The organism is Streptacidiphilus sp. MAP5-3 (genome assembly GCF_041262505.1).
GTDB lineage: Bacteria > Actinomycetota > Actinomycetes > Streptomycetales > Streptomycetaceae > Streptacidiphilus.
This window is the reverse complement of the sequence record NZ_JBGCCL010000001.1, coordinates 636,313-660,583: the sequence shown is the minus strand read 5'-3', so window position 1 is coordinate 660,583 and position 24,271 is coordinate 636,313. Positions and strand designations below refer to the sequence as shown.

Sequence of the window (24,271 nt, the reverse complement as noted above, 5' to 3'; positions counted from 1 at the left end):
CGCACCGCTGATCGTCCGCATGGCTGATCGTCCCCACCGCGCACCGCGCGTTCTAAGGTGGGCGCTATGCCGAAGATCGCAGTCGTCGGAAGCCTCAACCTCGACCTGGTCGTCCCGGTGGCGCGGCATCCGCTGCCGGGGGAGACCGTGCTGGGCGGGGACCTGGCCGAGCATCCGGGCGGCAAGGGTGCCAACCAGGCCGTCGCCGCGGCGCGCCTCGGCTCGGCCGTGGCCATGCTGGGCCGGGTGGGCGCGGACGACGCGGGCGCGCGGATGCGGGGTGCGTTGGAGCGCGAGGGCGTGGACGTCACCCGGGTCGAGCCCGTCGACGGGCTGTCGACCGGACGCGCGCTGATCGCGGTCGACGAGCTGACCGGCGAGAACTCCATCATCGTCAGCCCCGGCGCCAACAACGCGCTCGCCCCGGAGCACTGCGCCGCCGAGGGATCCCTGCTCCGGGACGCCACGGTCACTCTGCTGCAGCACGAGATCCCGCCGGAGACAGTGGCCGCCGCGGCGCGGCTCGCGGGCGGCCTGGTGCTGCTCAACCCCGCTCCCGCGCGGGAGCTCAGCGTCGACCTGCTGCACATGGTCGACCTGCTGGTTCCCAACCGCGCCGAGCTGGCCGCGCTCGTCGGCCATCCGCTCGCCGACCTGCACGCCGTCGCCGACGCGGCGCGGCAACTGCGCGGCCCGGCAGCGGTCGTGGTCACCCTCGGTGCGGAAGGCGCGCTGCTCTGCGAGGACGGTGCGGTGCTGCTGGTGCCGCCGCACCCGGTCCGGCCGCTGGACACCACAGCGGCGGGCGACGCGTTCTGCGGGGCGCTGGCCGCCGGCCTGGTCGAGGGACGCGAGCTGCACGAAGCGGTCCGGCGGGCCAACGTCGCCGCCGCGCTGAGCACGACCTTCGCGGGCGCGCAGCCGTCGCTGCCGACGCGCGAGGAGCTGGCCAGGGAGCTCGGCGAAGCCTGAGGGTCACGCCGCTGCTGTCAGTGGCGGCGTGTATCCATGTGATCACGGGGCTGCACCCGTTGACCTTCGGGTTCTTCGCGGCGTGGCTCACGGGGGCTGTGTTGATCTAGTTCGGGTACAGCATCAAGCACTCGCGCCTGCGCGGCGCGGACTGAGCGGCCGGGCCGTCCGGGCGGCCGGGCGTCGGTCCGCGCCGCGCGGGGTCAGTTTCTGGAACCGATGCCGAGGCCGGCGCCGAGGGCGGCGGTCAGGCTGCCGTCGCTGGTGTCGCCGTCCATGGACCAGACGAACGTGCCGCGCAGGCCCTGTTCCTGGATGTAACGGCCCTTGATGAAGACGGAGAGCGGGTTGTCGTAGGTGTAGAAGGTGCCGGAGGCCGCGTCGTACTTGTACGGCTCCTGGGCCAGCGGGTCCCAGTACGTCTTGCCGGGGGCGGTGACGACCTGGTTGTAGTTCGGTGTCCCGCCACCGGCGGTGGCCGTCTGGAACAGGCCGTCCCCGCGCGGGCCCGGGGCCACGCCGGTCCACTCGTGGGCGTAGTACGGGATGGCGATGCCGATCTTGCTCGGCTCGACGCCCTGGGATTCGTAGTACTGCACGGCCTGGTTGACGCTGAACTGGTTGTTCGCCGGGTTGGGGTCGCGCGGGTCCTGCGTGAGTGCCGAGGCCAGGTCGGTCGGGCCGGTCGGCTCCCAACTGCCGTGGTAGTCAAAGGTCATGACGTTGAACCAGTCGACGACCTTGGCCACCTGCCGGAGTTGCACCTTGGCGGCGACGGTCGGGCTGGCCGAGGTGTTGGCCGTGAGCAGGTAGCGCTCGCCGCTCTGCGCTCCGGCGGCGTCGAGCTGGGTGCGGAACTCCTGCATGAGCGAAGTGAAGTCGGCGGTGTCCTGCGGCCCGTAGGGGTTGCCGTTGCCGGGCTCGTCCGGGTACTCCCAGTCGATGGCGAAGCCGTCGAAGATGCCGGCCGCGGCCCCTGCGGGCAGGCCGGGGATGTCGCCCTTGAGATACTGGTCGACGCAGGAGGCGACGAGCTTCTGCCGCGACGCGGCGGTCGCGGCCGCCGCGGAGAAGTTGCCGGACCAGGACCAGCCGCCGATCGACATCACGATCTTCAGATGCGGGTAGGCGGCCTTGAGTTCGCGCAGTTGGTTGAAGTTGCCCATCAGCGCCTGGCCGGGAGCATCGGCCTGGCCGTTGACGGACTCGGCGGCCGAGAACGGGCGCTGGTAGTCGGCCCAGCTGTCGCCGCTGGCGCAGAGGCCGTCGGTGGAGATGTTGCTGAACGCGTAGTCGAGCTCGGTGAGGTTCTTCATCTCGCCGGAGGTGACCAGGTTCTTCTCGTCGAAGCCGGAGTAGATGCCCCACTGGGTGAAGTAGCCGATCAACTGCTTCTGGCCGGTGCCCCGGTCGCCGCCGCTGGAGGCGGGGGCGGCGGCGTGGGCGGGCGCACCGCCGAGCAGTGCGACGGCGCAGGCCGCCGCAGCGGTGGCGACGGCGGCTCTTCTGGCGGCGGTTCTTCTGGCGGAGGCGCGACGGATCGCTGGCATGAACTCTCCTCGGCGGGGTGGTGCGCAGGAGTCGCACGGCTCGCGTGGTGCGTGGCGCGTGGAGCGCCTGGAGCGTGCGGACACAGTTGCGCGGTGTGGTGCGAGCGGGCACTGGGCACGTGCAGAGGCGGTGCGGGGAGGAGCGCGGGGTGGCGCGGAGCAGCGGTATTGGCATAGACCAATGAGAGGGAAGGTATAGGCCAATCCGGCGAAGGGTCAATGGCCGGGTCCCGGCGCCTCGGGTGGACCGCCGCGTCGCCCCCGAGCGGAGGTAGGACGCGCACGGCCGGAGTGTCCGTCGTCCGGCCGTCGTGGCCCGTCAGGATCTACGCTGAAGGCGTCATGGGCGGAGCACTGCAGGAGCAGGCAGCGCGGGTCTGGCGGCGGGGTTGCCGCGGCGCCCGGCTGATCCGGGATGCCGCGTGGGCAGCGCCGGACCGGCCGGTGGCCCTGGCCCCGGGGCTGAACCTGCCCGCGCGGATCGGCCTCGCGGTGGCCGGCTCCCTGGTGGTCGCGGTCCTGGCCGTGACGGCGAACGAGCAGCTGACCGGGCTGGTGCCCGGCAGCCTGGCGTGGGCGCTGGCGGCGGTGCAGACGCTGCCGCTGCTCCTGGTCGTCGCCCGGCCGCTCGCCGCCTGGCGGATCTGCACGCTCGGCATGACGCTGGCGACCTTCGCCGAGGTGGGTCACGTTCCCACGCCGTTCTGGCCCTGGCCGGTCGGCTCCTGCTGCGGCTACGTGGTGCTGCTCTTCGTGGTCGCCCAGCGCTACGGCCGGGAGATCGCCTTCGCGGTGGACGTGCTGGTCGCGTGCGCCGTACTGCTGCCCCCGACGCTGCTGGTCGGGATGCCGCCGGTGGTCTTCGGCGTCGCGGTGGTGGCGGTCACGCTGGTGCTGGTGCTGGGGGAGTCGATCCACTCCCGGCTGGAGGCGGAACGCCATCTGGAGCAGGCCGAGCAGCAGCGCCGAGCCGGGCTGGCGCGCCAGGCGGTGCTGGAGGAGCGGAGCCGGATCGCCCGCGAACTCCACGACGTCGTCGCCCACCACATGTCGATGATCGCGATCCAGGCCGAGGCCGCGCCGTACAAGGAGCCGGGCCTGCCCGAGCAGACCCGGCGCACCCTGGCTGCCATCCGGGAGGCGTCCACCACCGCGCTGACCGAGATGCGCCGGGTGATCGGACTGCTCCGCGAGGAGGACGAGGGCGCCGAGCGCGCGCCGCAGCCGGGGATCGACAGCATTCCCGACATGGTCCGTGCCGCCCGCCAGGCGGGCATGCAGGTCGACCTCACCCTGACCGGCGGCCCGGAGCGGACGCCGGGCGTGGTCGACGTGTCGGCGTACCGGATCGTCCAGGAGGCGCTGAGCAATGCGGGCCGCCATGCGCCCGGGGCCCGCGTTGCGATCGAGGTGCACCGCACCCGGTCCGGCGTCCGGGTCGACGTCGCCGACGACGGCCGCACCGTCGCCCGCGCCGACGCGGCCCCGCCCGGCGGTAACGGCGGGCACGGACTGACCGGCATGCGCGAACGCGCCGCGCTGCTGGGCGGCACGCTGCGCGCGGGGCCGCGCGCCGACGGTGGCTTCGAGGTGAGCGCCGAACTTCCCACGGACGGGCCGGTGGACGGCGGCCTGGAGGTCGCCGGTCTCGACGGCCGCCTCGAAGAACGGCTGGAACGGCTCCTCGACGCGACCCCGGACGAGGCGCTCGCGCCCGCCGAGCTGCCGGAGGCCGAAGCCGGGCAGGACGACGATGCGCGTGAACTCTCCGACGTGTCGGTGGACGGCCAGAGGCTCTGGAGGCGGCATCACCATGGAGAATCGGAGACGAACCGCCGCACGGGCGGCCTGACGGGCGAGGTGATCGATGACCGGGGCGGGGGCGATGGCTGAGGCGGTTCCGGAGCCGGGAGCAGAGCCGGGCACAGAGCCGGGCGCAGTGCCAGGCGCGGAGCGGGCCCAGGAGCTGCGGGACCGCTCGGGCGACCCGATCCGGGTGCTGCTCGTGGACGACCAGGAGATGGTCAGGGACGGGCTCGGCGCGCTGCTGTGCACCGCGTCCGACATCGAGCTGGTCGGCGAGGCGGGCGACGGCGTCCGGGCCATCCGCCTGGCGCGTGAACTCCGGCCCGACGTCGTGGTGATGGACATCCGGATGCCGGGCATGGACGGCCTGACGGCCACCGGCGCCATCATCGACGCGGCCGGGGAGGACGGACCGCGCGTCCTCATCCTGACCACCTTCGACCTCGACGAATACGTGTACGAGGCACTGGCGCGCGGGGCCAGCGGATTCCTGCTGAAGGACGCCCCTGCGCGGGATCTGATCAACGCCGTCCGGGTGATCGCGGCCGGACAGGCGCTGCTCGCCCCGTCGGTGACCCGGCGTCTGATCGCCGACGTGGCACGCCGTCGCCGCGCCGGGAACCTCCGCCCGGAGGCGGTCTCCGCGCTCACCGCGCGCGAGCTGGACGTCCTGCGTCAGGTGGCCCGTGGGCTGTCCAACTCGGAGATCGCGGACGAGCTGGTCCTCTCCGAACAGACCATCAAGACCCATGTGGGCCGGATCCTGGCCAAGCTGGAGCTGCGCGACCGCACCCAGGCCGTGGTCTTCGCCTACGAGCACGGCGTCGCGGGCGGCAACGACCAGCCCGAGTGAACGGCGCGGGGCGTGGACCGGACCGCGGAGTGAACCGGGGAGTGGACCGGCGAGCGAGCCGGGGAGTGGACCGGGGAGTGAACCCGATCGTGGTGGGCTTACGGGACCATGCGGACCCCTACCTGGGGGTGGATGGGTGAACAACCCTGCAGTGTGACGACAGCGCGGTACGTCCCTTCCTAGGCTTGGGATCGTGACGACGACTCATGCCCGTTCGGGGGAGCGTTCGAGGGAGCGTGTGAGGGAGGCGAGGAGAGCCGCCACCCGGCTCAGGGTGCCGCGGCTGAGAGTCGAGCGGTTCACCGCGGCTTTCGTCGGTCCGGAGGCTCCCTGGCGGGTGCGTCGCGCTCTCTGGGTGCTTGGCGCCCTTGTCTGCGCCGGCTGGGCCCTGGGGTTCCCGCTGATCTCCAACATTCCGGCCCAGCGCTACTGGGGCTGGTCCGCCGCGATCGGCTACGGTCTGGCCGCGCTGGCGGCGGCGCTGCTGCCGCGCGCGCGTGCGTTCCGGGTGGCCGTCGCGCTGGCGCTGACCTTCGCGCTGGTCGTTCCGATGGCCGTGCTGCTGGCCCGCAACGAGGGCCAGTCGGAGATCTGGGTGGTCCAGCAGTCGGCGACCAGGCTGCTGCACACCGGGTCGCCCTACATACTCCACCCGCAGGACTGGCGGGGTTACACGCCCTATCTCCCCGGCATGGCGCTGTTCGGCCTGCCGCACCTGGTGCTGCCAGGGGCGCTGGGGGACGTCCGGATCTGGTTCCTGCTCGCCTTCCTGGGCTTCCTCGTCGCCACCTGGAAGCTGCTGCGCGGCGGCAGCACCGCGGGGCTGGCCGTGCCGCTGGGGGCGGTGCTTGCCTCGCCGCTGGTCGCGTTGCCTGCGGCGGTCAGTGGCGTCGACCTTCCGATGATCGGCGGCTGCTGCTTCGCCATGGCGCTGGCCGGGCGCGGGTACGCGGCCCGGGCGGGCGTCGTGCTGGGTCTGGTCTGCGCGATCAAGTGGACCGCCTGGCCTGCGGTGCCCGTCGGGTTGCTGCTGCTTTACCAGGTCGGCGGTTGGCGCGCGGTACGGCGCAGTGCGCTGTGGACGGCGATCGTGGGCGGCGTGCTGGTGGTGCCGTTCGCCGTCGCCTTCCCAGGGACGATGCTGGAGCAGGTGATCCGCTTCCCGCTCGGCCTCTCCTCGGTGCGCACCCCGGCGGACAGCCCGCTGCCCGGCCATCTGCTGGCAGAGCTGGGCCCGGCCGGGCGCATGGGGTCGCTCGCCCTGCTCGGGCTGGGCGGCCTGGCCATCTGCGTCTGGCTGGCGGTCCGCCCGCCGCGGAACGCGCGGGCCGCGTGCGACCGGCTGGCCCTCGGCGTCGCCACCGCGTTCCTGCTGGCCCCGGCCGGGCGGTTCGGCTATCTCCAGCTGCCCGCGCTGCTGTTCCTGTGGCCGAGACTGGCGCTCCACGAGGGCGCGGAGGCGGCGGAGGACGAGCCGGAGGAGCTCGACGCCGCGGAGGTCCTGGCGGGCGTCGGCGAGTCCTGACGCGGCAACTGCGGCCACCTCTTCCCACCTGCGGCGCTGTTCCATGCGGCCGATTCCCGGACGCTGGCGTTCTTACCGCGGCGTATCGTCGTCGCGGGGAGTCGAACATTCAGGGAACACATGGAATGTTCGTAGGAATGCTTGCGGGAAGGGGAACCGGCGGTGCAGGACGAAGGTCGACGGGGAGTGCGACGACGAACGGTGCTGGGGGCGGCAGCCGCCGCCGGCGCCGGGCTGGGACTCGCCGCGTGCGACTCGGGCCCGGCCACGCACGCGGCGACGTCCGCCGAATCGGTGCACGCTTCGCCTGCCTCCGTAGCGAACGCGACCGCCCGCGAGAACGCCAAGCCCGGCGCGTCCGACTGGCGGATGACCCACCAGGGCGCGGCGGAGGCTGTCGAGGGCTACGCCGACCAGGCGTCCCTCCGCCCCGGCCAGAAGCTGACGCTGCGGGTCTCCACCACGGCGCCCGGCTTCACCGTCTCGGCCTACCGCGTCGGCTGGTACGGCGGTGACCAGGCCCGGCTGGTCTGGAAGTCCGGGCGGATCGCCGGGCACCGGCAGCCGCCGCCGCAGATCGTGGACGCGACCCGCACCGTCCAGGCCCAGTGGAAGCCGAGCCTCACGGTCGACACCACCGGCTGGCCGGAGGGCGCGTACCTGCTGCGCCTGGACGCCGAGAACCACGCGAACCGGGCACAGCGCTGGATCCCGCTGGTGGTCCGGTCGGCCTCCGCCGAGGGCAAGGTGCTGGTGATGCACGGCACCGCGACCTGGCAGGCGTACAACACCTGGGGCGGCACCAGCCTCTACCAGGGCGCGGACGGCAGCTACGACGCGCGGGCGCTCAAGGTCTCCTTCGACCGGCCCTACGACGACAACGGTGCGGTCAAGTTCCTGGTCTACGAGCGCGCCCTGGTCGTCCTCGCGGAGCGGCTCGGCCTCCCGCTCGCGTACACGACGGGCATCGACGTGCACACGGACCCGTCGATCCTCAGCGGTGCGACCGCCGTGCTCTCCCTCGGCCACGACGAGTACTGGACCCCGGAGCAGCGCGGCTACGTCACCAAGGCGCGGGACACGGGCACCAACGTCGCCTTCCTCGGCGCGAACACCTGCTTCCGGCGGATCCGGATCGAGGACGCCGGGCGGACGGTCGTCTGCTACAAGACGGACTACCGCGACGACCCGGTCTACTGGACCGACCGGGCGCTGACCACCACCGACTTCCGCTCCGGCCCGGCCCCCGACCCGGAGTCGTCGATGACCGGCGTCTTCTACGAGGGCTACCCGACCGACGCCCCCTACGTGGTGCACCAGGCTGACCACTGGCTCTTCGCGGGCACGGGGGTGAAGGCGGGCGACTCGTTCGCGCACCTGATCGGTGTCGAGTACGACCGGGTCACCCCGAGCGCGCCGACGCCGCGGCCGATCGAGATCCTGGCCCACTCCCCGCTGGTCTGCAACGGCAACCACAGCCACTCGGACACCGCGTACTACACCGCCCGCAGCGGCGCGGGCGTCTTCGCCTCCGGCACGATGCGCTGGGTCGAGGGCCTGATGGCGGGCGGCCACGACGACTACGACGACCACGGTATGGACGCACGCACGGCCCGCTTCGTGACGCGGACGACGGAGAACCTGCTCACCGCCTTCGCCCTCGGCCCGGCGGCCAACCACCGCCCGGCCCCGCAGGACAACCTCCAGGACGTCTACGGCTCGGGCGCCTGACGTCGCATCATGAGCGCCGGTGGCTCGCTCGGTGGCTCGCTCGGTGGCTCGGTCCCCGGCTCGGTCGGTGGCTCACGACCCGTCGGCGAGCAGCAGCGGCCGGACCACGTACCCGGCCGAGTCGACGCCGGAACTGCCGCCCTGGACCAGGGCGCAGACAGCGATGTTGCTGTTGTAGGCGACCATCCAGCCGTCCGTGCCGTTGGCGACCTCCGCCGTGCCGGTCTTGGCGCCGACGCCGGACAGGTCGCCGAGGCGCGGTGCGGCGGTGCCGTACTGGGCCACGGCGCTCATCATGTGCTGGAGATAGCCGTCGTCGCGTGACGACAGCGCAGTGGAGGCCGGGGTCTGCGCCTGACCCGGGATCAGGATCGGTTGGTGGAAGCTGCCGCTCTGCACGGTCGCCGCGACCGAGGCCATCACCAGCGGGCTGACGACGACCTGGCCCTGGCCGATGTACTGGGCGGCACGGTCGCCGCCGGAGGGGTCGGCCGGGACGCTCGGGTCCTGGGTCGCCACGCCGCCGCCGATGGACCAGTCGCCGAAGCCGAACACCTGCGTCGCCGTGTCGTGCAGCGCCGAGGCGGGCTGGCCGTTCTGGGTCAGGTTGTCGGCGGCTGCCTTGATGAAAGCGGTGTTGCACGACTCCGCGAAGGCCTGGGTCATCGTCGAGGTCGCCGAGTCCGGGACGTCGGACTCGTTGTTGAAGCTCTCGGACGAGGCCTCCAGGGTCTTCGGGCAGGGCAGCACGCTGGACGGAGTCAGGCCGGTGTTGTCGAAGAGCGCGGTGGACGTGACGATCTTCATGGTCGACCCCGGCGGCTGTGAGCCGTTGATCGCGAGGTTCACATCGGAGGCGGTGTTGGCGATCGCGAGGATGTGGCCGTTCTGCGGATCGATCACCACCACGCCGGTCGCCATCCCCTGGAGCACCGACTGCCGCACGGCGTTCTCGGCGACCTGCTGGAGGTGCGCGTCCAGGGTGGTCTGGATGGTCGCGGCCTTGGGGGCCGTGAAGACGGTCGCGGGGGCGACCGGGCTGTTGGAGCTGTCGATGACCTCGACGCCCGCGCCGCCGGAACCCCCGCTCGCCTGGCCGTTCTTGGCGATGGTGGCCAGGATGTCGCTCAGTGAGGGGTCTTGGGCTGCGGTCAGCTGCGTGCCGTTCCGGTCGGTGACGGTCGTCGCCCCCGGGTCGGCGGTGACCGCTCCGGCCTGGACGTTCTGACCATCCGTCAGCTTCGGGTAGAGCACGGAGGACGCCCAGTGCACGGCCGACGTGCCGTTGGTGCTCTGCACCACGTCCAGCGTGCCCGGGTAGCTCCAGGTGCCGCCCTTGACCTGGGCCGCGACGGAGAAGTTCACCTTGGTCGCGCCCGTCAGCTGCGGGTCGGGGCCGGCGGGGGTGATGCCGGTGAAGGTGACGCCGGTCAGCGCGAGCCCGTCGTGGTAGCTCTGCAGCGCGGCCTGCGCGGTGGTGGGGGAGTCGGTGTCGCTGGCCGCGCCGCCGTAGTGGCCGGGGCCGCTCTGCCAGGACTGGAGGAAGGCGGTGGCGAGCTTCTGCGCGTCCGCGCTGCTGGGCGGGTTGGTGGCCAGTGCGGTCGGATCGAAGGTCGCCGCCGCGCTCCCGGCGCCGCTGTCACTGCCGCTCCCCACCACGGCGTGCACGACGTTGACCGCGGCGTAGGCGCCGCCGGCCAGGACGGCCGCCACCGTGGTGGCGACAGCTATTTTCGCCGCTTTGTTCATTGTCTGCCGAATCCCCCCGCGACGAGGGCACACATATGACCCAATCAATCGGATCGTATGTGTGCGTGCCGGTCGGAGCAGGGGAATCGGTGAACTTGTGCGGACTCTGTGACCTGTTCGTGCTCGCCGGAACGGGGCTGGGAGGCCGATGGTGGGTCAGAAACGGCCAAACCGTCAGATCCAGCCCGTCAGATCCAGGTGGGCCACCACATCCGCGCGCGCCAGCTGTCGATCGGAATGACCTGGGCGTCGTAGAGCGGGAGGAAGTAGAGGAAGTTGGCCATGATGGCCACGACCAGCACGCCCGCCGCGATGCCGCCCAGCAGCCGCCGGTCGCCCCGCGCCCTCGCCGAGCCGAGCAGCGCGCCGATCAGGAACGCCACCGCGAGCGCCAGGTACGGCTCGAAGGCGATCGTGTAGAAGAGGAAGATCGTCCGCTGCTGCCACTGGAACCACGGCAGGTAGCCGGCCAGGATGGCGCAGGCGATCGCGCCCGCCCGCCAGTCGCGGCGCAGCAGCCACCGGTACAGGCAGTAGACCAGCGCGAAGGTCGCCGTCCACCAGAGCAGCGGCGTGCCGATCGCCAGCACCTCGCTGGAGCACTGCGCGACGTGACAGCCGCTCTGACCGTTGGTCGGCGACTCGTAGTAGAAGGAGACCGGGCGCCCGTTGACCAACCAGCTCCAGGGGTTGGACATGTAGGTGTGCGGGGTGTGCAGGTTGGTGTTGAAGGCCCAGATCTCCGAGTGGTAGTGCCACAGGCTGCGCAGCGGCGCGGGCATCCAACTCATGTCGAACTGCGGCAGGTTGTGCAGCGGGCCGATGGAGGAGGGTGACAGGCCCTTGCGGCCGTCGGCCCAGGTGCGGTCGTAGCCGCCACTGGTGAAGAGCCAGCCGGACCAGGCGGCGACGTAGGTGACCAGGGCCACCAGCACCATCCAGACGAACGCCAGCGGCGTGTCGTGCAGGAACGCGGTCCGGTAGGGACGCCGGGCACCGGCGGCCTTGCGGGCGCCCGCGTCCCACAGCACCGTCATCACGCCGAAGAAGGCGACGAACCAAAGGCCGTTCCACTTGGTGGCGCAGTCCAGGCCGAGGCAGATGCCGGCCAGCAGCCGGTAGGGACGCCAGCCCAGGCGCGCGGCGGTGGCCAGGGCGTCGTTCGGCGCCGCGTCCAGGTTGTCGACGGTCGCGCCGACCAGGTCGGCCAGGCGCGCCCGGCTGCGGTCCCGGTCGATCAGCAGCAGCCCGAAGGCGCACAGCGCCCAGAACATGACCACCTGGTCGAGCAGGCCGGTGCGGCTCATCACGAAGTGCATGCCGTCGCAGGTCAGCAGCAGACCGGCGACACAGCCCAGCAGCGTCGAACGGAACAGCCGACGGCCGATCCGACAGACCATCAGCACCGCCAGGGTGCCCAGCACGGCGACCATGAAGCGCCAGCCGAAGGGGTTGAGCCCGAAGATCATCTCGCCTATGCCGATCACCCACTTGCCCGCCGGCGGGTGCGCGATGAACTCGGCGCCGGTCGGCGTGGGGATCTGCTGATGGTGCTGCATGATGAGCGTGTTGGCGTTGTCCGCCCAGTTGCGCTCGTATCCGAAGTGCCAGATCGACCAGGCGTCCTTGGCGTAGTACGTCTCGTCGAAGATGATCGCGTGCGGGTTGCCCAGGTTCCAGAAGATCGTCACCCCGGCGACCAGGGTGATCGCCAGCGGTCCGATCCACCCGGCCCACCGGCACAGGAACAGCCACAGCCCCGGCGGGATCCGCAGCCCCAGCCTCGCCAGCACCGGCGACGGCGCGCCGACGGCGACGCCCGGGCCGTCCGGCATCGGCGGCACCAGCCGCTCCCGCAGCGGCGTCCGGTCGGCGGCGTGGTAGCCGTACCGGCCGAGCCGACGCTGCCAGGTGGTCAGCGGATGGCGACGGCGCGGGCTCGCACCGGGCATGCCGTCGTCCCGGGCGTCCCCGGGCGCCGCAGCGGTCAGCATGTCCGTCCTGTGTTCATCCACGCGAGCATCGTAGGGGCGGAACCTGTCGACGCGAGGGCTTGGCTGTTCCTGTGCCGGTGGGACGGGTGGGGCTGGAGTGCGGCTGGTGGGGATCTTGTCGCGATTCGTGGGGAGTCGTGCGGCGTCGTAGGGGGTCGTGTCGAGTCGTGCCGAGATCACCGCGCGGAGGTCGGGGCGCGGGGGATCGGCCCCGGGATGGGACGATGGGCGGGTGACTGGTCTACTCGTTCTCGCAGGCACCCCCATCGGCGACGTCGAGGACGCCCCGCCGCGTCTCGCCAAGGAGCTGGCCGAGGCCGACATCGTCGCCGCCGAGGACACGCGGCGGTTGCGGCGGCTCTCGCAGGCACTGGGCGTGGCGCCGACCGGGCGGGTGGTGTCGTACTTCGAGGGGAACGAGGTCGGCCGGACTCCCGAGCTGGTCGAGGCCCTGCAGGGCGGCGCCCGGGTGCTGCTGGTCACCGACGCCGGGATGCCCTCGGTCTCCGACCCCGGGTACCGGCTCGTCGCGGCGGCCGTCGACGCGGGCGTGCGGATCACCGCCGTCCCGGGCCCGTCCGCGGTGCTGACCGCGCTCGCGCTGTCCGGGCTGCCGGTCGACCGGTTCTGCTTCGAGGGCTTCCTGCCCCGCAAGGGCGGGGAACGCGCAGCCCGGCTGCGGGAGCTCGTCGCCGAGCCGCGGACCATGGTCTTCTTCGAGTCCCCGCACCGGATCGACGACTCGCTGGCCGCGATGGCCGAGGCGTTCGGCGGGGAGCGGGACGCGGCCGTCTGCCGCGAGCTGACCAAGACGTACGAGGAGGTCAAGCGCGGAACGCTGGCCGAGCTCGCCGCCTGGGCCGAGGACGGCGTCCGGGGCGAGATCACCGTCGTCGTCTCCGGCGCTCCGCCCGCGGTGCCCTCCGCCGTGGACGCCGCGGAGCTGGCCCGCCGGGTCGCTCTCCGGGTGGACGCGGGCGAGCACCGCAAGGAGGCGATCGCCGCCGTGGCCGCGGAGGCGGGCCTGCCCAAGCGCGAGGTCTTCGACGCGGTGGTGGCCGCGAAGAGCGCCGCCCCGGGGCGTGCGTAGCGCGTAGGCGCGGGCATGCGCACGGCGCATGCGCCGTGTACGGAGTTGTATACGGAGGGGTGCTGTTCTGTGGCGCCCTCGGCCGTTCGAGTGCGGCTCGGGGTGCGACGTACCGGCTTACGTCCCGGGTGAAACGGGCGTACCGTATCGGAACAGGCAAATAGCGGCTAAAGAAACGCCCCGGAATTCCTCTGTGCAGATCCCGGGCTGCGTCAAGAAGTCCCAACTCTCCCCAAAGAATTCGCGTCACCGTGATCGACGGCATTTCTCCGGGAAACCATGGGGACGAGAAAGTCCCGGCCGGGGCGAGGGCTCCGGCGGGCAACGGGAGCATGTCATGAGCGAAACCTCCGCGCCGAGCAGCCGACCGCCCATGGAGACGGCCCACGAGGCCTACTCCTTCGCCTGCCTGAGCTGCGGCTACGGCTGGGAACAGGCGTACGAGATCGAGCATGCGGTCGATCGCAACGGCCGGATGGTCTATCGCTACCTGGCCAACGGCCTGCCGGTCCCGTCTCCGCTGACCCACCCGTCCTGCCCCGGCTGCGGCGGCGAGCACGTCCGGATCATGGCCGCCGGTCGGGTGGCCTCGGCCGTCGCCAGTTGGCACGCGCCCCAGCCCGCGGCCCCCGCCAAGCGGCGAGAGCCGCGCCGGCCCCGCGCGGCCGTGAAGGCGACCGACGCCACCGATGCCACAGACGTGGCAGACTCCGCAGACGCTCCAGACGCGACGGAGACGGCCGAGCAGCCCACGCCGCTCGCACTGGCCGACCCCCGGCCGAGGCGCCGTCTGCACCTCCCGTTCCACTGGCACCTGCGCCGTCGCCACGGCTGACCCCGGCCCGTCCTGCCCCTGCCCCTGCCCTTGAGGAGGGTCTCTGTCCGGGGGTCTCTCCGGGCCTCGGTGCGGGCCTCTGTCCGCGTCTCTCTCAAGGGCTGATCACGCGGACGAGGGGCAGGGCTCGGGCCGATATCATTACGGCATGACCGCCGTCCAGAACCCCGGCAAGAGCTACTACGTCTCGACGCCGATCTACTACGTCAACGACCGCCCGCACCTGGGCCACGCCTACACCACCGTCGCAGGCGACGTGCTGACCCGCTGGCACCGCCAGCGCGGCGAGCAGGTGTGGTACCTCACCGGCACGGACGAGCACGGTCAGAAGATCATGCGCACGGCCGAGGCCCACGGCGTCACTCCGCAGGAGTGGTGCGACAAGCTGGTCGAGGAGGCCTGGAAGCCGCTCTGGCAGCACCTGGAGATCGCCAACGACGACTTCATCCGCACCACCGAGGACCGCCACACGGCCCGGGTGCAGGAGTTCGTCCAGGACCTCTACGACAAGGGCGAGATCTACCAGGGCGGTTACGAGGGCCCGTACTGCGTCGGCTGCGAGGAGTACAAGGCCCCGGGTGAACTCCTGGACGGTGAGGGCAAGTTCGCCGGTCAGAAGCTCTGCCCGATCCACAAGACGCCCGTGGAGATGCTGAAGGAGGAGAACTACTTCTTCAAGCTCTCCGAGTACGGGCCCAAGCTGCTGGAGTTCTACGCGGCCAACCCGGGCTTCATCCAGCCCGAGTCCGCGCGCAACGAGGTCGTCCGCTTCGTCGAGCAGGGCCTGCAGGACCTCTCCATCTCCCGCTCCACCTTCGACTGGGGCGTGCAGATCCCCTGGGACCCGAAGCACATCATCTACGTGTGGGTCGACGCCCTGCTCAACTACGCCACGGCCGTGGGCTACGGCTCCGACCAGGCGAAGTTCGACGCGACCTTCCCGGCCGACGTGCACCTGGTCGGCAAGGACATCCTCCGCTTCCACGCGGTGATCTGGCCCGCCATGCTGATGGCCAACGGCCTGCCGCTGCCCAAGCGCGTGGTCGCCAACGGCTGGCTGATGGTCGGCGGCGAGAAGATGAGCAAGTCCAACCTCACCGGCATCGCGCCGCAGGACCTGACCTCGCACTTCGGCGTGGACGCCTACCGCTACTACTTCCTGCGCGCGATCCCGTTCGGCACGGACGGCTCGTTCTCGTGGGAGGACTTCTCCGCCCGCTACACGTCCGAGCTGGCGAACGACTTCGGCAACCTCGCCTCGCGCGTCGCGGCCATGGTCGGCAAGTACTTCGGCGGCGTGCTGCCCGAGGCGACGGCGCCCGGTCCGGCCGAGGCCGCGCTGGCGGAGGGCCTGGCCAAGGCCGTCGCCGAGGCGGACGACAGGATCGGCGAGAAGCTGGACTTCGCGGGCGGCATCGGCGCGATCTTCGACTTCGTCAAGCAGGTCAACGGCTACCTCACCGAGCAGGAGCCGTGGAAGGTCGCGAAGGACGAGTCGCCCGAGGGCCAGGCCCGCCTCGCCACGATCCTCTACGCGGCGGCGGAGTCGCTGCGCGCGCTGGCGGTCCTGCTGAACCCGGTCATGCCGCGGGTCGCCGGCCTGCTCTGGGACTCCCTCGGCGCGGAGGCAGCGCTGGGTGCGCTCGCCGACCAGCGGATCGACGCGGTTGCGCAGTGGGGCACGCTCCCGGCGGGGGTGACCGTCACCAAGGGCGAGATCCTCTTCCCGCGCCTTGAGGAGAAGAAGGACTGACGGGTGCTCTGAGCTCCCGCAGGTAGTTGCACTGTCCGGGGGCGCGGGGCTGTGCTGATCTGCGGCTCTGCGGCTCTGCGGCTCTGCGGCGTGGGCACGAGTGGTCGAGCCCGTGCTGCCGCAGGTGGTTGCACAATCAGGGGCGCGGGGCTCCGCTGATCTGCCGCTCCGCCGCGTGGGCGCGCCAATCCCCCAGCCTTTCGGCCGGGGGAGGGTGGTTGTTCGCGCGCGCAGTTGATCAAGCAGAGCCCCGCGCCCCTCAATGCTGCAACTGACTCGAAGATCGAAAGGAACCCTCCGTGGCCCGCTCGAAGAGCGACAACAGCACGCCGCCTCCGGTGCCGGAGCCGCTCCGCGTGCCCGTCGCGGACTCGCACACGCACCTGGACATGCAGGACGCGACGCCGGAGGAGATCCTCGCCAAGGCCGCCTCAGTCGGAGTGACCACCCTCGTCCAGGTCGGCTGCGACATCCCGGGGTCACGGTGGGCCGCGGAGCTCGCGGCTCAACACGACAACGTTCACGCCACCGTGTCCCTGCACCCCAACGAGGCCCCGCGGATCGTCCTCGGCGACCCGGACGGGTGGAGCGGGCAGAAGCGCGCCCCCGGCGGGATGGCCGCGTTGGACGCGGCGATCGAGGAGATCGACGCGCTGGCCGCGTTGCCGCAGGTGCGTGGCGTGGGGGAGACGGGCCTGGACTACTTCCGGACCGGGCCCGAGGGCGTCGAGGTGCAGCAGGAGTCGTTCCGGCGCCACATCGCCCTGGCGAAGAAGCACGGCAAGGCCCTGGTCATCCATGACCGGGACGCGCACGAGGACGTGCTGCGCATCCTGGTCGAGGAGGGCGCGCCGGAGCGGACCGTCTTCCACTGCTACTCGGGCGACGAGGAGATGGCCAAGGTCTGCGCCGACGCGGGCTACTACCTCTCGTTCGCCGGGCCGGTCACCTTCCCGGCCAACAAGCACCTGCGGGCCGCGCTCGAGGTCGCCCCGCTGGACCGGATCCTGGTCGAGACCGACGCGCCCTTCCTCACCCCCGCGCCGTTCCGTGGGCGGCCGAACGCGCCGTACCTGATCCCGGTGACCCTGCGGGCGATGGCGGAGGTCAGGGGCATCGGCGAGGACGAGATGGCCGCCGCCGTTGCCGCCAACACCGCGCGTGCGTTCGACTACTGAGCCCAGAAGTCGAATGCTGAGCCCAGAACTCGAACGGTGAACGGGCTCGTCACCACCCGACCGGCCCAGTGACCGCCGTCGCGACGCGCTCGTTGGGCAACCCGTGAACAAGCCCTCGACCGCTGTCCGTTCGCCACGCGCGCTGCAGCAGGCGCTGATCCTCGCCCTCCTGGTGGGCGGGACCGGCGCGTTCCTCGCGGAGCAGCCGCCGCACGCGGGCGACGCCGACCGCGTCAGCGAGGCGTCGGACACCACGCCGGACACGGTGGCTGACGAAGTGCCCACCCAGACCCAGCAGCTGAGCCAGAGCGCCGTGATGCCCATCGCGCCCGCCGCCACGCCGCTGCTGCGCGAACTGCTCGCCCCGCAGCACTCCAACCCGCCCGCCACCGTCAAGGCGGCACACCGCGCCCGGCACGCCAGGCCGCACCGCCGCTCGATGGACCCCCTGGGCGCGGACGCGGCGAGTGCGTGGGGCGACGGCTTCGCGCCACGTGGACGCCATCGCGGGAGATCCGAGGAGGACATCCACGTCACCGGCGCCATGGACTGGCTCGCCCTGGCCCGGTGCGAGTCCGGCGGCAACCCGCACGTCACCGACCCGAGCGGCCACTACGGCGGGCTCTACCAGTTCGACGCCCACACCTGGCACAGCCTCGGCGGCCACGGCCTGCCCCAGGACGCCTCCCCCTCGGAACAGACCACCCGCGCCCGCGCCCTCTACCGCGAACGCGGCCTCTCCCCCTGGCCCTCCTGCGGCCGCCGCGCCGAGCGCTGATCCTTTCCGCCTACGCGCAGCGCGTGGGAGCACAATGGGAGCGCGCGTGAGCAGTGCGCCTTGGCTCGACGGATACGGCTGATAGAGAATCGATTCGGCACCTCACCCTGGCCCCTGGGCTGAATAGCGATGTCATCCGCACCGGGGCGAGGGAGGCGAGGAGGATGACCGCGATGACGGTCGACGACACGACCCAGCTTCCATATGGGTGGACGTACGAGCAGGCCAAGGACCTGGACCTGCCCTATGACTGGGAGCTGATCGATGGAGTCATCGTGCCCAGGGGTATGACGACACAGTGGCACGACGAGGTGCGGGACGGGCTGCACTTTGCCCTACGCAGCACGCGGGCCAAGCCGTACGCGACCGGAGTGGAGCGCTGCACCCTCCTTGCGGAGGACACCGTTCTCAAGCCCGATGTCCTGGTGTTCGACCCGACCGACCTGGACTTCTTCGAGGTGGAGTGCCTGCCTGTCTCCGCCGTGTCGCTCTGCGTCGAGGTGGTCTCGCATGGCAGTCGGGCCCAGGACCGGCTGACCAAGCCGGGGCTCTACGCCCAGGCCGGGGTGCCTGCCTTCTGGCGGGTCGAGCGTGGGAGCGACGACCAGCCCGTGGTGCACGAGTTCCGACGAGACGAGAAGAGCGGCGTCTACACGCCGGTCACCGCGCACGAGGGTTACCTCCGGACTGACTTTCCTTTCCCCATCAGCATCGACCTCACCGCCCTGCTGCAGCTCTGACCGCACCTTCCGGCCCCGTATCCTTGGCGGGTGAGCACCACCGATCCCGCCCCTGAGGCCGCCGAGCCCGCCGACGCCCCGTCTGCGCCTGCCACCGCCGACTCCGCGCTGCTGGGCCCCGCCGACATCCGTGAGCTGGCCGGAGCGCTCGGTGTGCGGCCGACCAAGCAGCGTGGGCAGAACTTCGTCATCGACGCCAACACCGTGCGCCGCATCGTCCGGGCCGCCGAGGTGCGGCCGGAGGACGTCGTGGTGGAGGTCGGGCCCGGGCTCGGGTCGTTGACGCTCGGGCTGCTGGAGGTGGCCGACCGGGTGACGGCCGTCGAGATCGACTCGCTGCTCGCGCAGCACCTGCCGACCACCGTTGCCTCCCGGATGCCGGGGCGCGCGGACCGCTTCGCGCTGGTGCACGCCGACGCGATGACCGTGACCGAGCTGCCCGGCCCCGCGCCGACCGCGCTGGTCGCCAACCTCCCCTACAACGTCGCGGTTCCGGTGCTGCTGCACATGCTGGAGACCTTCCCGAGCATCGAGCGGACGCTCGTCATGGTGCAGAAGGAGGTCGCTGACCGGCTTGCCGCGCAGCCGGGCAACAAGGTCTACGGCGTCCCGTCGGTCAAGGCCCAGTGGTACGCGCACGTCAAGCGTGCCGGGGCGATCGGGCGGAACGTCTTCTGGCCCGCGCCCAACGTCGACTCCGGGCTGGTCTCGCTGATCCGCCGCGACGAGCCGCTGAAGACCACCGCCTCGCGCAAGGAGGTCTTCGCCGTGGTGGACGCGGCCTTCGCACAGCGCCGCAAGACGCTGCGCGCCGCGCTCGCCGGGTGGGCGGGCAGCCCGGCCGCCGCCGAGGCGGCGCTGAGCGCGGCGGGCGTCGACCACCGGCTGCGCGGCGAGGCGCTGACGGTGGAACAGTTCGTGGCGATCGCCGAGCACAAGCCGGAACCGGCGAAGCCCGCGGCCGAACACCCGCCGCTGTAGCGGCTGTTCCGCAACCAACCCGCCCAGTCGTCAACCCGTCCACCCGTCAACCCGTCCACCCGTCAACCCTGAGTGCCAGGAGTGCCTCCGCCATGACCGCCGACCACCACGCCGACGCCGCCCGCGTGACGGACGGGGCCGACACCGGCACCGCTGCTGCTGTCACCGCCGCGGTCACCGTCCGTGTGCCCGCCAAGGTCAACGTGCAGCTCGCGGTGGGCGGTCGGCGGGCCGACGGGTTCCACGCGCTGGCCACGGTCTTCTTCGCGGTCGGCCTCTTCGACGAGGTCACCGCGCGTCCGGGGGAGCCGGGGGAGGGTGTGACGATCACCGTCGAGGGCCCGGACGCCGCCGTCGTCCCGACCGACGGCACCAACCTCGCCGCCCGCGCGGCGCAGGCGCTGGCCGCGCACCACGGCGTCCCGGCGGACGTGCGGCTGCACATCGCCAAGGACATCCCGGTCGCCGGCGGCATGGCGGGTGGCAGCGCGGATGGCGCGGCGGCGCTGCTGGCCTGCGACGCGCTGTGGGGGCTCTCCACTCCGCGCGAGACGCTCTTCGCGCTGGCCGCCGAGCTCGGCAGCGACGTGCCGTTCTCGCTGCACGGCGGGGTCGCCCTCGGTGAGGGACGCGGCGAGCAGCTGACGCCGGTTCCGACGCAGGGCGCGTTCCACTGGGTCTTCGCGGTTGCCGACGGCGGCCTCTCCACGCCCGCCGTCTACGGCGAGTGCGACCGCCTGCGCGAGCAGGCCGGTGGCCCGGGCGGCGCGGACGAGTCGCACGTGCCCACGCCCGCAGCGGACCGCGCGCTGCTGGACGCCCTCGCCACCGGCGACCCGGCCGCGCTCGGCGCGGCACTCACCAACGACCTTCAGGCGGCGGCCCTTTCGCTCCGCCCCTCCCTCGCGGACACCCTCCGCGCCGGCACGGATGCAGGCGCGATCGGCGCCCTGGTCTCCGGCTCCGGCCCGACCTGCGCCTTCCTGACCAAGGACGCGTCCGACGCCGCCGCCGTCGCCAACGCCCTTGCCGCGTCCGGTACCTGTCGTAACGTCAGGACAGCGGTCGGCCCTGTTGCCGGAGCCTCCCTGGCCTGAAGCCGGAATTGACCGATCGTCATCCGGTCACTCCGGCGAAGCCTCAGGCCGGCCGGCCGCTCGATCGCTCGATCGCTCGCGACGGATAGGGTGCGTGACTGACTACTTGCCCCGACCCATGCGATCGGCCCCGAAGCACGGCGCGAGGACGGCACGCGAACCGAGAACAGGATCTGATGATGACCGAGGCGACCGGTTCGAACGCGCTGGAGACCCTGCTCGGCCGCGCCCGTGGCCCGATGGGCCCGTCGATCGAGCTCGACTTCGGCACCACGGGCGGCCCGCTCGCCGAACTGGGCGCCGTGCTGTCGCGGATCAACGGCTTCTTCCTTTTCAACGCCGGCGTCCAGGTCTTCCGCGCGGGCGACCAGGGCCTCGGCCACGACGTGTTGACGTGGAACCGCGAGGACATCTGGAAGGACACCTACGACGGCCTGGCCGACGACCTGTTCTGCTTCGCGCAGGACATCTTCGGCACGCAGTTCGCCGTCGTCGAAGGGCGCGAGGTGGTCCGCTTCGACCCGGAGACCGCTGGGCGCGAGGTGCTCGGCGACAGCCTGGAGGCCTGGGCCGCCTGGCTGCTGGCGGACCCGGACGTGAACGGCGCGGCGTCGTTCGCCTACGCGTACCAGCAGGAGAACGGCCCGCTCGACCCGGCCCACCGGCTGGTTCCGCGGACGTTCTTCGTGGGTGGCGGGGGCTACGACTTCGACAACTTCGTCGCGCACGACGCGGTGGCGGCGATGCGCATCCGGGGCCCGATCGCTCAGCAGGTGCACGACCTGCCGGACGGCGCGACCGTCCGACTGCGCGTTGAGTGACCTTCCCGGACTCCCCGGCCCGCGCTGAGCGCGAGGGCCTGGTGGTGCGCAGCCCCTCCGCCGAACCCGGCTCCCGCGCGGTTCTGGTGAGCCTCACGGACGCGGGCCACGCCCTGATCGAGCAATCCGTAGACGCCGTCCTCAGCCGCGAGGCCGCTCTCGTCGCCGACCTGACCGCCGACGAACGCACAGCCCTGACGGACCTCCTCGCCCGCCTGCTCACCGAAGTCACGCGGCGGGTCGGGGAGAAAGCGGAACGGCGACGCTCAGTCGCGGGGGAACTCGTCCGTCGCGAGGACGAGGCCGACGACCGTCCCGGTCAGATCCACCGGGTCGCCGAAGTCGAGCGTGAGCTCGTTCCGGTACTCGCCGTCCTTGGGCAGGGTGAACAGGTGGCACTGGGCGGTGTAGGGGTCGACGATCAGGCACACCGGGACCTTCGCGACCGTGTACACGGACCTCTTCGGGCCGTAGTCGTTCGCCGCCGTGTCCCTGGAGATCACCTCGGCGACGAACTCGATGTCTCGGTAGCGCCAACGGCCCTTTTCGGTCTTGGTGGCATCCTTCGCCAGCGCCGTCACATCGGTCGTGAAGCCGTTGAGGCGACCGGGGAAGTCGATCCGGACGTCCGATTTCACCCGGGCTCGGGCGTACTTCGTCCGCAGTTGCTCGACGACGTCCAGGATGACGTCCCAGTGGACGTCCCGCTGCGGCGTCGTGTAGACGGCCCCCTCGACGATCTCGACCTTGCAGCCCTCGGGGACTGGCATCCGCTCCAGCGCCTCGAACATCGCGTCGAGGGTGAGCTCTTCGCTCTCGTCGGCCATGTCGGTCCTGTCGTCGTGAAGTGCGATGGTCACCGTGGCTCCTCCCCGCTGCCGCACGGGTACGGACAGTTGCCTTGTCCAACGATACGCACGGTCCGAGGGCACGCCGCGAACAACCGCGCGGACGGGGGTGGCGCGGGGCGACTAGGCTGGGACGTCGGCCGTCCGTCGTACGCGTAGTCGCTCAGGAGTACAGCACCAGTGGCAGTCAACCTCGTCACCGTCGAAGACGTCAGCAAGATCTTCGGCACCCGAGCCGTGCTCGACGGCGTGTCCGTCGGCGTGAGTGAAGGTGACCGCATCGGTGTCGTCGGCCGCAACGGCGACGGGAAGTCGACGCTGACGCAGATCATGGCCAAGAGCCAGGAGCCGGACGGCGGCCGGGTCACGCACGTGACCGGCCTGCAGATCGGCGTGCTGGCCCAGGGCGACGCGCTGGACCCGAAGGCCACCATCCGCCACGAGGTCGTCGGCGACAAGGCCGACCACCAGTGGGCGGGCGACGCCAGGATCCGCGACGTGCTCACCGGCCTGTTCGACGGCCTGGACCTCTCCGGCTTCCCGCAGGGCCTGGACACCGTCATCGGCCCGCTGTCGGGTGGTGAGCGCCGCCGCATCGCGCTGGCGAAGCTGCTGATCGAGGACCACGACCTGCTCGTCCTCGACGAGCCCACCAACCACCTCGACGTCGAGGGCATCGCCTGGCTCGCCGGCCACCTGCAGGCACGCCGCTCGGCGCTGGTCGTCGTCACCCACGACCGCTGGTTCCTCGACCAGGTCTGCACCCGCATGTGGGACGTCCAGTCCGGCGCCGTCCACGAGTACGAGGGTGGCTACTCCGACTACGTCTTCGCCCGCGCCGAGCGCGCCCGGATCGCGGCGACGGAGGAGACCAAGCGGCAGAACCTGGTCCGCAAGGAGCTGGCCTGGTTGCGTCGCGGCGCGCCCGCCCGCACCTCCAAGCCGCGGTTCCGCGTCGAGGCCGCCAACGAGCTGATCGCGGACGTGCCGCCGCCGCGTGACAAGGTCGAGCTGATGGGCTTCGCCAACTCGCGGCTCGGCAAGACCGTCTTCGACCTGGAGGACGTGACCGTCCAGGCCGGTGACAAGCTGTTGCTGGAACGTCTCTCCTGGCAGCTCGGCCCCGGCGACCGCATCGGTCTGGTCGGCGTGAACGGCGCGGGCAAGACCTCACTGATGCGCGCGATGCAGCAGGCGTGGGCCACCGACAGCGAGACGCAGCCCGCGAGCGGCAAGGTGATCGTCGGCAAGACGGTCAAGCTCGCGTACCTCTCCCAGGAGGTCGCCGAACTCCCCGGCACGCTGCGCGTGTTGGAGGCGGTCGAGCAGATCCGCGGACGCGTCGACCTCGGCAAGGGGCGCGAGCTGTCGGCGAGCCAGCTCTGCGAGACCTTCGGGTTCACCAAGGAGAAGCAGTGGACGCCGGTCTCCGACCTGTCGGGCGGTGAGCGCCGCCGACTTCAGCTGCTGCGTCTGCTGATGGACGAGCCGAACGTCCTGTTCATGGACGAGCCGACCAACGACCTCGACATCGAGACCCTCAACCAGCTGGAGGACCTCCTCGACGGCTGGCCCGGCTCGCTCGTCGTCATCTCCCACGACCGCTTCTTCATCGAGCGGACGACGGACACCGTCTGGGCGCTGCTCGGCGACCGCCGCCTGCGGATGCTCCCGCGCGGCATCGACGAGTACCTGGAGCGCCGCGCCGCCCTGGTCGAGGCCACGGCCCCGGCCCCGGCCCCGAAGAAGGCCGGCGGCGACACGCGCACGGCGAAGAAGGAGCTCCAGCGGATCGAGCGTCAGCTCTCCAAGCTGGAGCAGAAGGAGACCAAGCTCCACGCCCAAATGGCCGAGCACGCCGCCGACTTCGGCAAGATCGCCGAACTCGACGCACAGCTGCGGGCGGTGAAGGACGAGCGCGACGAGCTGGAGATGCAGTGGCTGGAGCTCGCCGAGGACGCGTGAGCGTC

At 71.6% G+C, this 24,271-nt stretch carries 19 protein-coding genes; 15 read left to right on the top strand and 4 right to left on the bottom strand.

Features of this window, described 5'->3' with window-relative positions; translation table 11 throughout:
- Positions 1-66 precede the first annotated feature (66 nt).
- Complete coding sequence (rbsK, locus tag ABH928_RS02920) at positions 67-972, top strand: ribokinase (RefSeq protein ID WP_370061553.1); 906 nt, start codon at positions 67-69, stop codon at positions 970-972.
- A 203-nt stretch (positions 973-1,175) separates the two neighbouring features.
- On the opposite strand, the gene ABH928_RS02915 is transcribed toward rbsK, so the two are convergent.
- Positions 1,176-2,522: a glycoside hydrolase family 18 protein gene (locus ABH928_RS02915; protein ID WP_370061551.1), complete on the bottom strand. Its 1,347-nt coding sequence runs from the start codon at positions 2,520-2,522 to the stop codon at positions 1,176-1,178.
- A 342-nt stretch (positions 2,523-2,864) separates the two neighbouring features.
- Here ABH928_RS02915 and ABH928_RS02910 point away from each other — a divergent pair, with 342 nt between their 5' ends.
- From ABH928_RS02910 to ABH928_RS02895, 4 genes are all read left to right on the top strand, one after another.
- Positions 2,865-4,415 (top strand): sensor histidine kinase, encoded by a 1,551-nt coding sequence (locus tag ABH928_RS02910; protein ID WP_370061548.1) that lies wholly within the window; start codon positions 2,865-2,867, stop codon positions 4,413-4,415.
- The gene (locus ABH928_RS02905) at positions 4,408-5,181 is read left to right on the top strand and encodes a response regulator (protein WP_370061546.1); all 774 of its coding nucleotides are present in this window, start codon (positions 4,408-4,410) and stop codon (positions 5,179-5,181) included. The genes ABH928_RS02910 and ABH928_RS02905 overlap by 8 nt, the downstream gene beginning before the upstream one ends.
- A 355-nt stretch (positions 5,182-5,536) precedes the next feature.
- Positions 5,537-6,706 (top strand): glycosyltransferase 87 family protein, encoded by a 1,170-nt coding sequence (locus ABH928_RS02900; RefSeq protein ID WP_370061544.1) that lies wholly within the window; start codon positions 5,537-5,539, stop codon positions 6,704-6,706.
- Between the two features lie 186 nt (positions 6,707-6,892).
- Positions 6,893-8,437, top strand: a complete 1,545-nt coding sequence (locus ABH928_RS02895; RefSeq protein WP_370061542.1) for a N,N-dimethylformamidase beta subunit family domain-containing protein — start codon at positions 6,893-6,895, stop codon at positions 8,435-8,437.
- 72 nt (positions 8,438-8,509) lie between these two features.
- Here ABH928_RS02895 and ABH928_RS02890 read toward each other — a convergent pair whose 3' ends face one another.
- Both ABH928_RS02890 and ABH928_RS02885 read right to left on the bottom strand, forming a co-directional pair.
- Positions 8,510-10,186 (bottom strand): penicillin-binding transpeptidase domain-containing protein, encoded by a 1,677-nt coding sequence (locus ABH928_RS02890; RefSeq protein ID WP_370061539.1) that lies wholly within the window; start codon positions 10,184-10,186, stop codon positions 8,510-8,512.
- Positions 10,187-10,374: 188 nt separating this feature from the next.
- On the bottom strand, positions 10,375-12,180 hold the full coding sequence (locus ABH928_RS02885) for a dolichyl-phosphate-mannose--protein mannosyltransferase (protein ID WP_370061889.1): 1,806 nt from the start codon (positions 12,178-12,180) through the stop codon (positions 10,375-10,377).
- Between the two features lie 232 nt (positions 12,181-12,412).
- On the opposite strand from ABH928_RS02885, the gene rsmI reads away from it, so the two are divergent.
- From rsmI to ABH928_RS02840, 9 genes are all read left to right on the top strand, one after another.
- Complete coding sequence (rsmI, locus tag ABH928_RS02880) at positions 12,413-13,270, top strand: 16S rRNA (cytidine(1402)-2'-O)-methyltransferase (protein ID WP_370061537.1); 858 nt, start codon at positions 12,413-12,415, stop codon at positions 13,268-13,270.
- A 337-nt stretch (positions 13,271-13,607) separates the two neighbouring features.
- Entirely contained in the window at positions 13,608-14,105 is a 498-nt protein-coding gene (locus tag ABH928_RS02875; RefSeq protein ID WP_370061535.1) for a hypothetical protein, read from the top strand.
- A gap of 148 nt (positions 14,106-14,253) precedes the next feature.
- The gene (gene metG / locus ABH928_RS02870) at positions 14,254-15,858 is read left to right on the top strand and encodes a methionine--tRNA ligase (protein ID WP_370061533.1); all 1,605 of its coding nucleotides are present in this window, start codon (positions 14,254-14,256) and stop codon (positions 15,856-15,858) included.
- 299 nt (positions 15,859-16,157) lie between these two features.
- Positions 16,158-17,036 (top strand): TatD family hydrolase, encoded by an 879-nt coding sequence (locus ABH928_RS02865; protein WP_370061531.1) that lies wholly within the window; start codon positions 16,158-16,160, stop codon positions 17,034-17,036.
- A gap of 103 nt (positions 17,037-17,139) precedes the next feature.
- Complete coding sequence (locus ABH928_RS02860) at positions 17,140-17,814, top strand: transglycosylase family protein (protein WP_370061529.1); 675 nt, start codon at positions 17,140-17,142, stop codon at positions 17,812-17,814.
- Positions 17,815-17,978: 164 nt separating this feature from the next.
- On the top strand, positions 17,979-18,554 hold the full coding sequence (locus tag ABH928_RS02855; RefSeq protein WP_370061527.1) for a Uma2 family endonuclease: 576 nt from the start codon (positions 17,979-17,981) through the stop codon (positions 18,552-18,554).
- A gap of 30 nt (positions 18,555-18,584) precedes the next feature.
- Positions 18,585-19,535 carry a 16S rRNA (adenine(1518)-N(6)/adenine(1519)-N(6))-dimethyltransferase RsmA gene (gene rsmA, locus ABH928_RS02850; RefSeq protein WP_370061525.1) on the top strand — a complete coding sequence of 317 codons (951 nt, stop codon included), beginning with the start codon at positions 18,585-18,587 and terminating at the stop codon, positions 19,533-19,535.
- A 92-nt stretch (positions 19,536-19,627) separates the two neighbouring features.
- A complete protein-coding gene (locus ABH928_RS02845; RefSeq protein ID WP_370061523.1) occupies positions 19,628-20,632 on the top strand; it encodes a 4-(cytidine 5'-diphospho)-2-C-methyl-D-erythritol kinase in 1,005 nt (334 codons plus the stop codon).
- Positions 20,633-20,811: 179 nt separating this feature from the next.
- Positions 20,812-21,453, top strand: a complete 642-nt coding sequence (locus tag ABH928_RS02840) for an SMI1/KNR4 family protein (protein WP_370061521.1) — start codon at positions 20,812-20,814, stop codon at positions 21,451-21,453.
- 266 nt (positions 21,454-21,719) lie between these two features.
- Here the strand turns inward: ABH928_RS02840 and ABH928_RS02835 are convergent, their stop codons facing one another.
- Complete coding sequence (locus tag ABH928_RS02835; RefSeq protein ID WP_370061887.1) at positions 21,720-22,307, bottom strand: Uma2 family endonuclease; 588 nt, start codon at positions 22,305-22,307, stop codon at positions 21,720-21,722.
- 174 nt (positions 22,308-22,481) lie between these two features.
- Between ABH928_RS02835 and ABH928_RS02830 the strand changes: the two genes are divergently transcribed.
- Positions 22,482-24,266, top strand: a complete 1,785-nt coding sequence (locus ABH928_RS02830) for an ABC-F family ATP-binding cassette domain-containing protein (RefSeq protein WP_370061519.1) — start codon at positions 22,482-22,484, stop codon at positions 24,264-24,266.
- Positions 24,267-24,271: the final 5 nt, after the last annotated feature.

Excerpts from the sequence above, each read along its gene's own strand:
- rbsK (WP_370061553.1), top strand. The coding sequence starts at position 67 with ATGCCGAAGATCGCAGTCGTCGGAAGCCTCAACCTCGACCTGGTCGTC.
- ABH928_RS02915 (WP_370061551.1), bottom strand. The coding sequence starts at position 2,522 with ATGCCAGCGATCCGTCGCGCCTCCGCCAGAAGAACCGCCGCCAGAAGA.
- ABH928_RS02910 (WP_370061548.1), top strand. The coding sequence starts at position 2,865 with ATGGGCGGAGCACTGCAGGAGCAGGCAGCGCGGGTCTGGCGGCGGGGT.
- ABH928_RS02905 (WP_370061546.1), top strand. The coding sequence starts at position 4,408 with ATGGCTGAGGCGGTTCCGGAGCCGGGAGCAGAGCCGGGCACAGAGCCG.
- ABH928_RS02890 (WP_370061539.1), bottom strand. The coding sequence starts at position 10,186 with ATGAACAAAGCGGCGAAAATAGCTGTCGCCACCACGGTGGCGGCCGTC.
- ABH928_RS02885 (WP_370061889.1), bottom strand. The coding sequence starts at position 12,180 with ATGCTGACCGCTGCGGCGCCCGGGGACGCCCGGGACGACGGCATGCCC.
- ABH928_RS02875 (WP_370061535.1), top strand. The coding sequence starts at position 13,608 with ATGAGCGAAACCTCCGCGCCGAGCAGCCGACCGCCCATGGAGACGGCC.
- metG (WP_370061533.1), top strand. The coding sequence starts at position 14,254 with ATGACCGCCGTCCAGAACCCCGGCAAGAGCTACTACGTCTCGACGCCG.
- ABH928_RS02855 (WP_370061527.1), top strand. The coding sequence starts at position 17,979 with ATGACCGCGATGACGGTCGACGACACGACCCAGCTTCCATATGGGTGG.
- ABH928_RS02845 (WP_370061523.1), top strand. The coding sequence starts at position 19,628 with ATGACCGCCGACCACCACGCCGACGCCGCCCGCGTGACGGACGGGGCC.
- ABH928_RS02840 (WP_370061521.1), top strand. The coding sequence starts at position 20,812 with ATGACCGAGGCGACCGGTTCGAACGCGCTGGAGACCCTGCTCGGCCGC.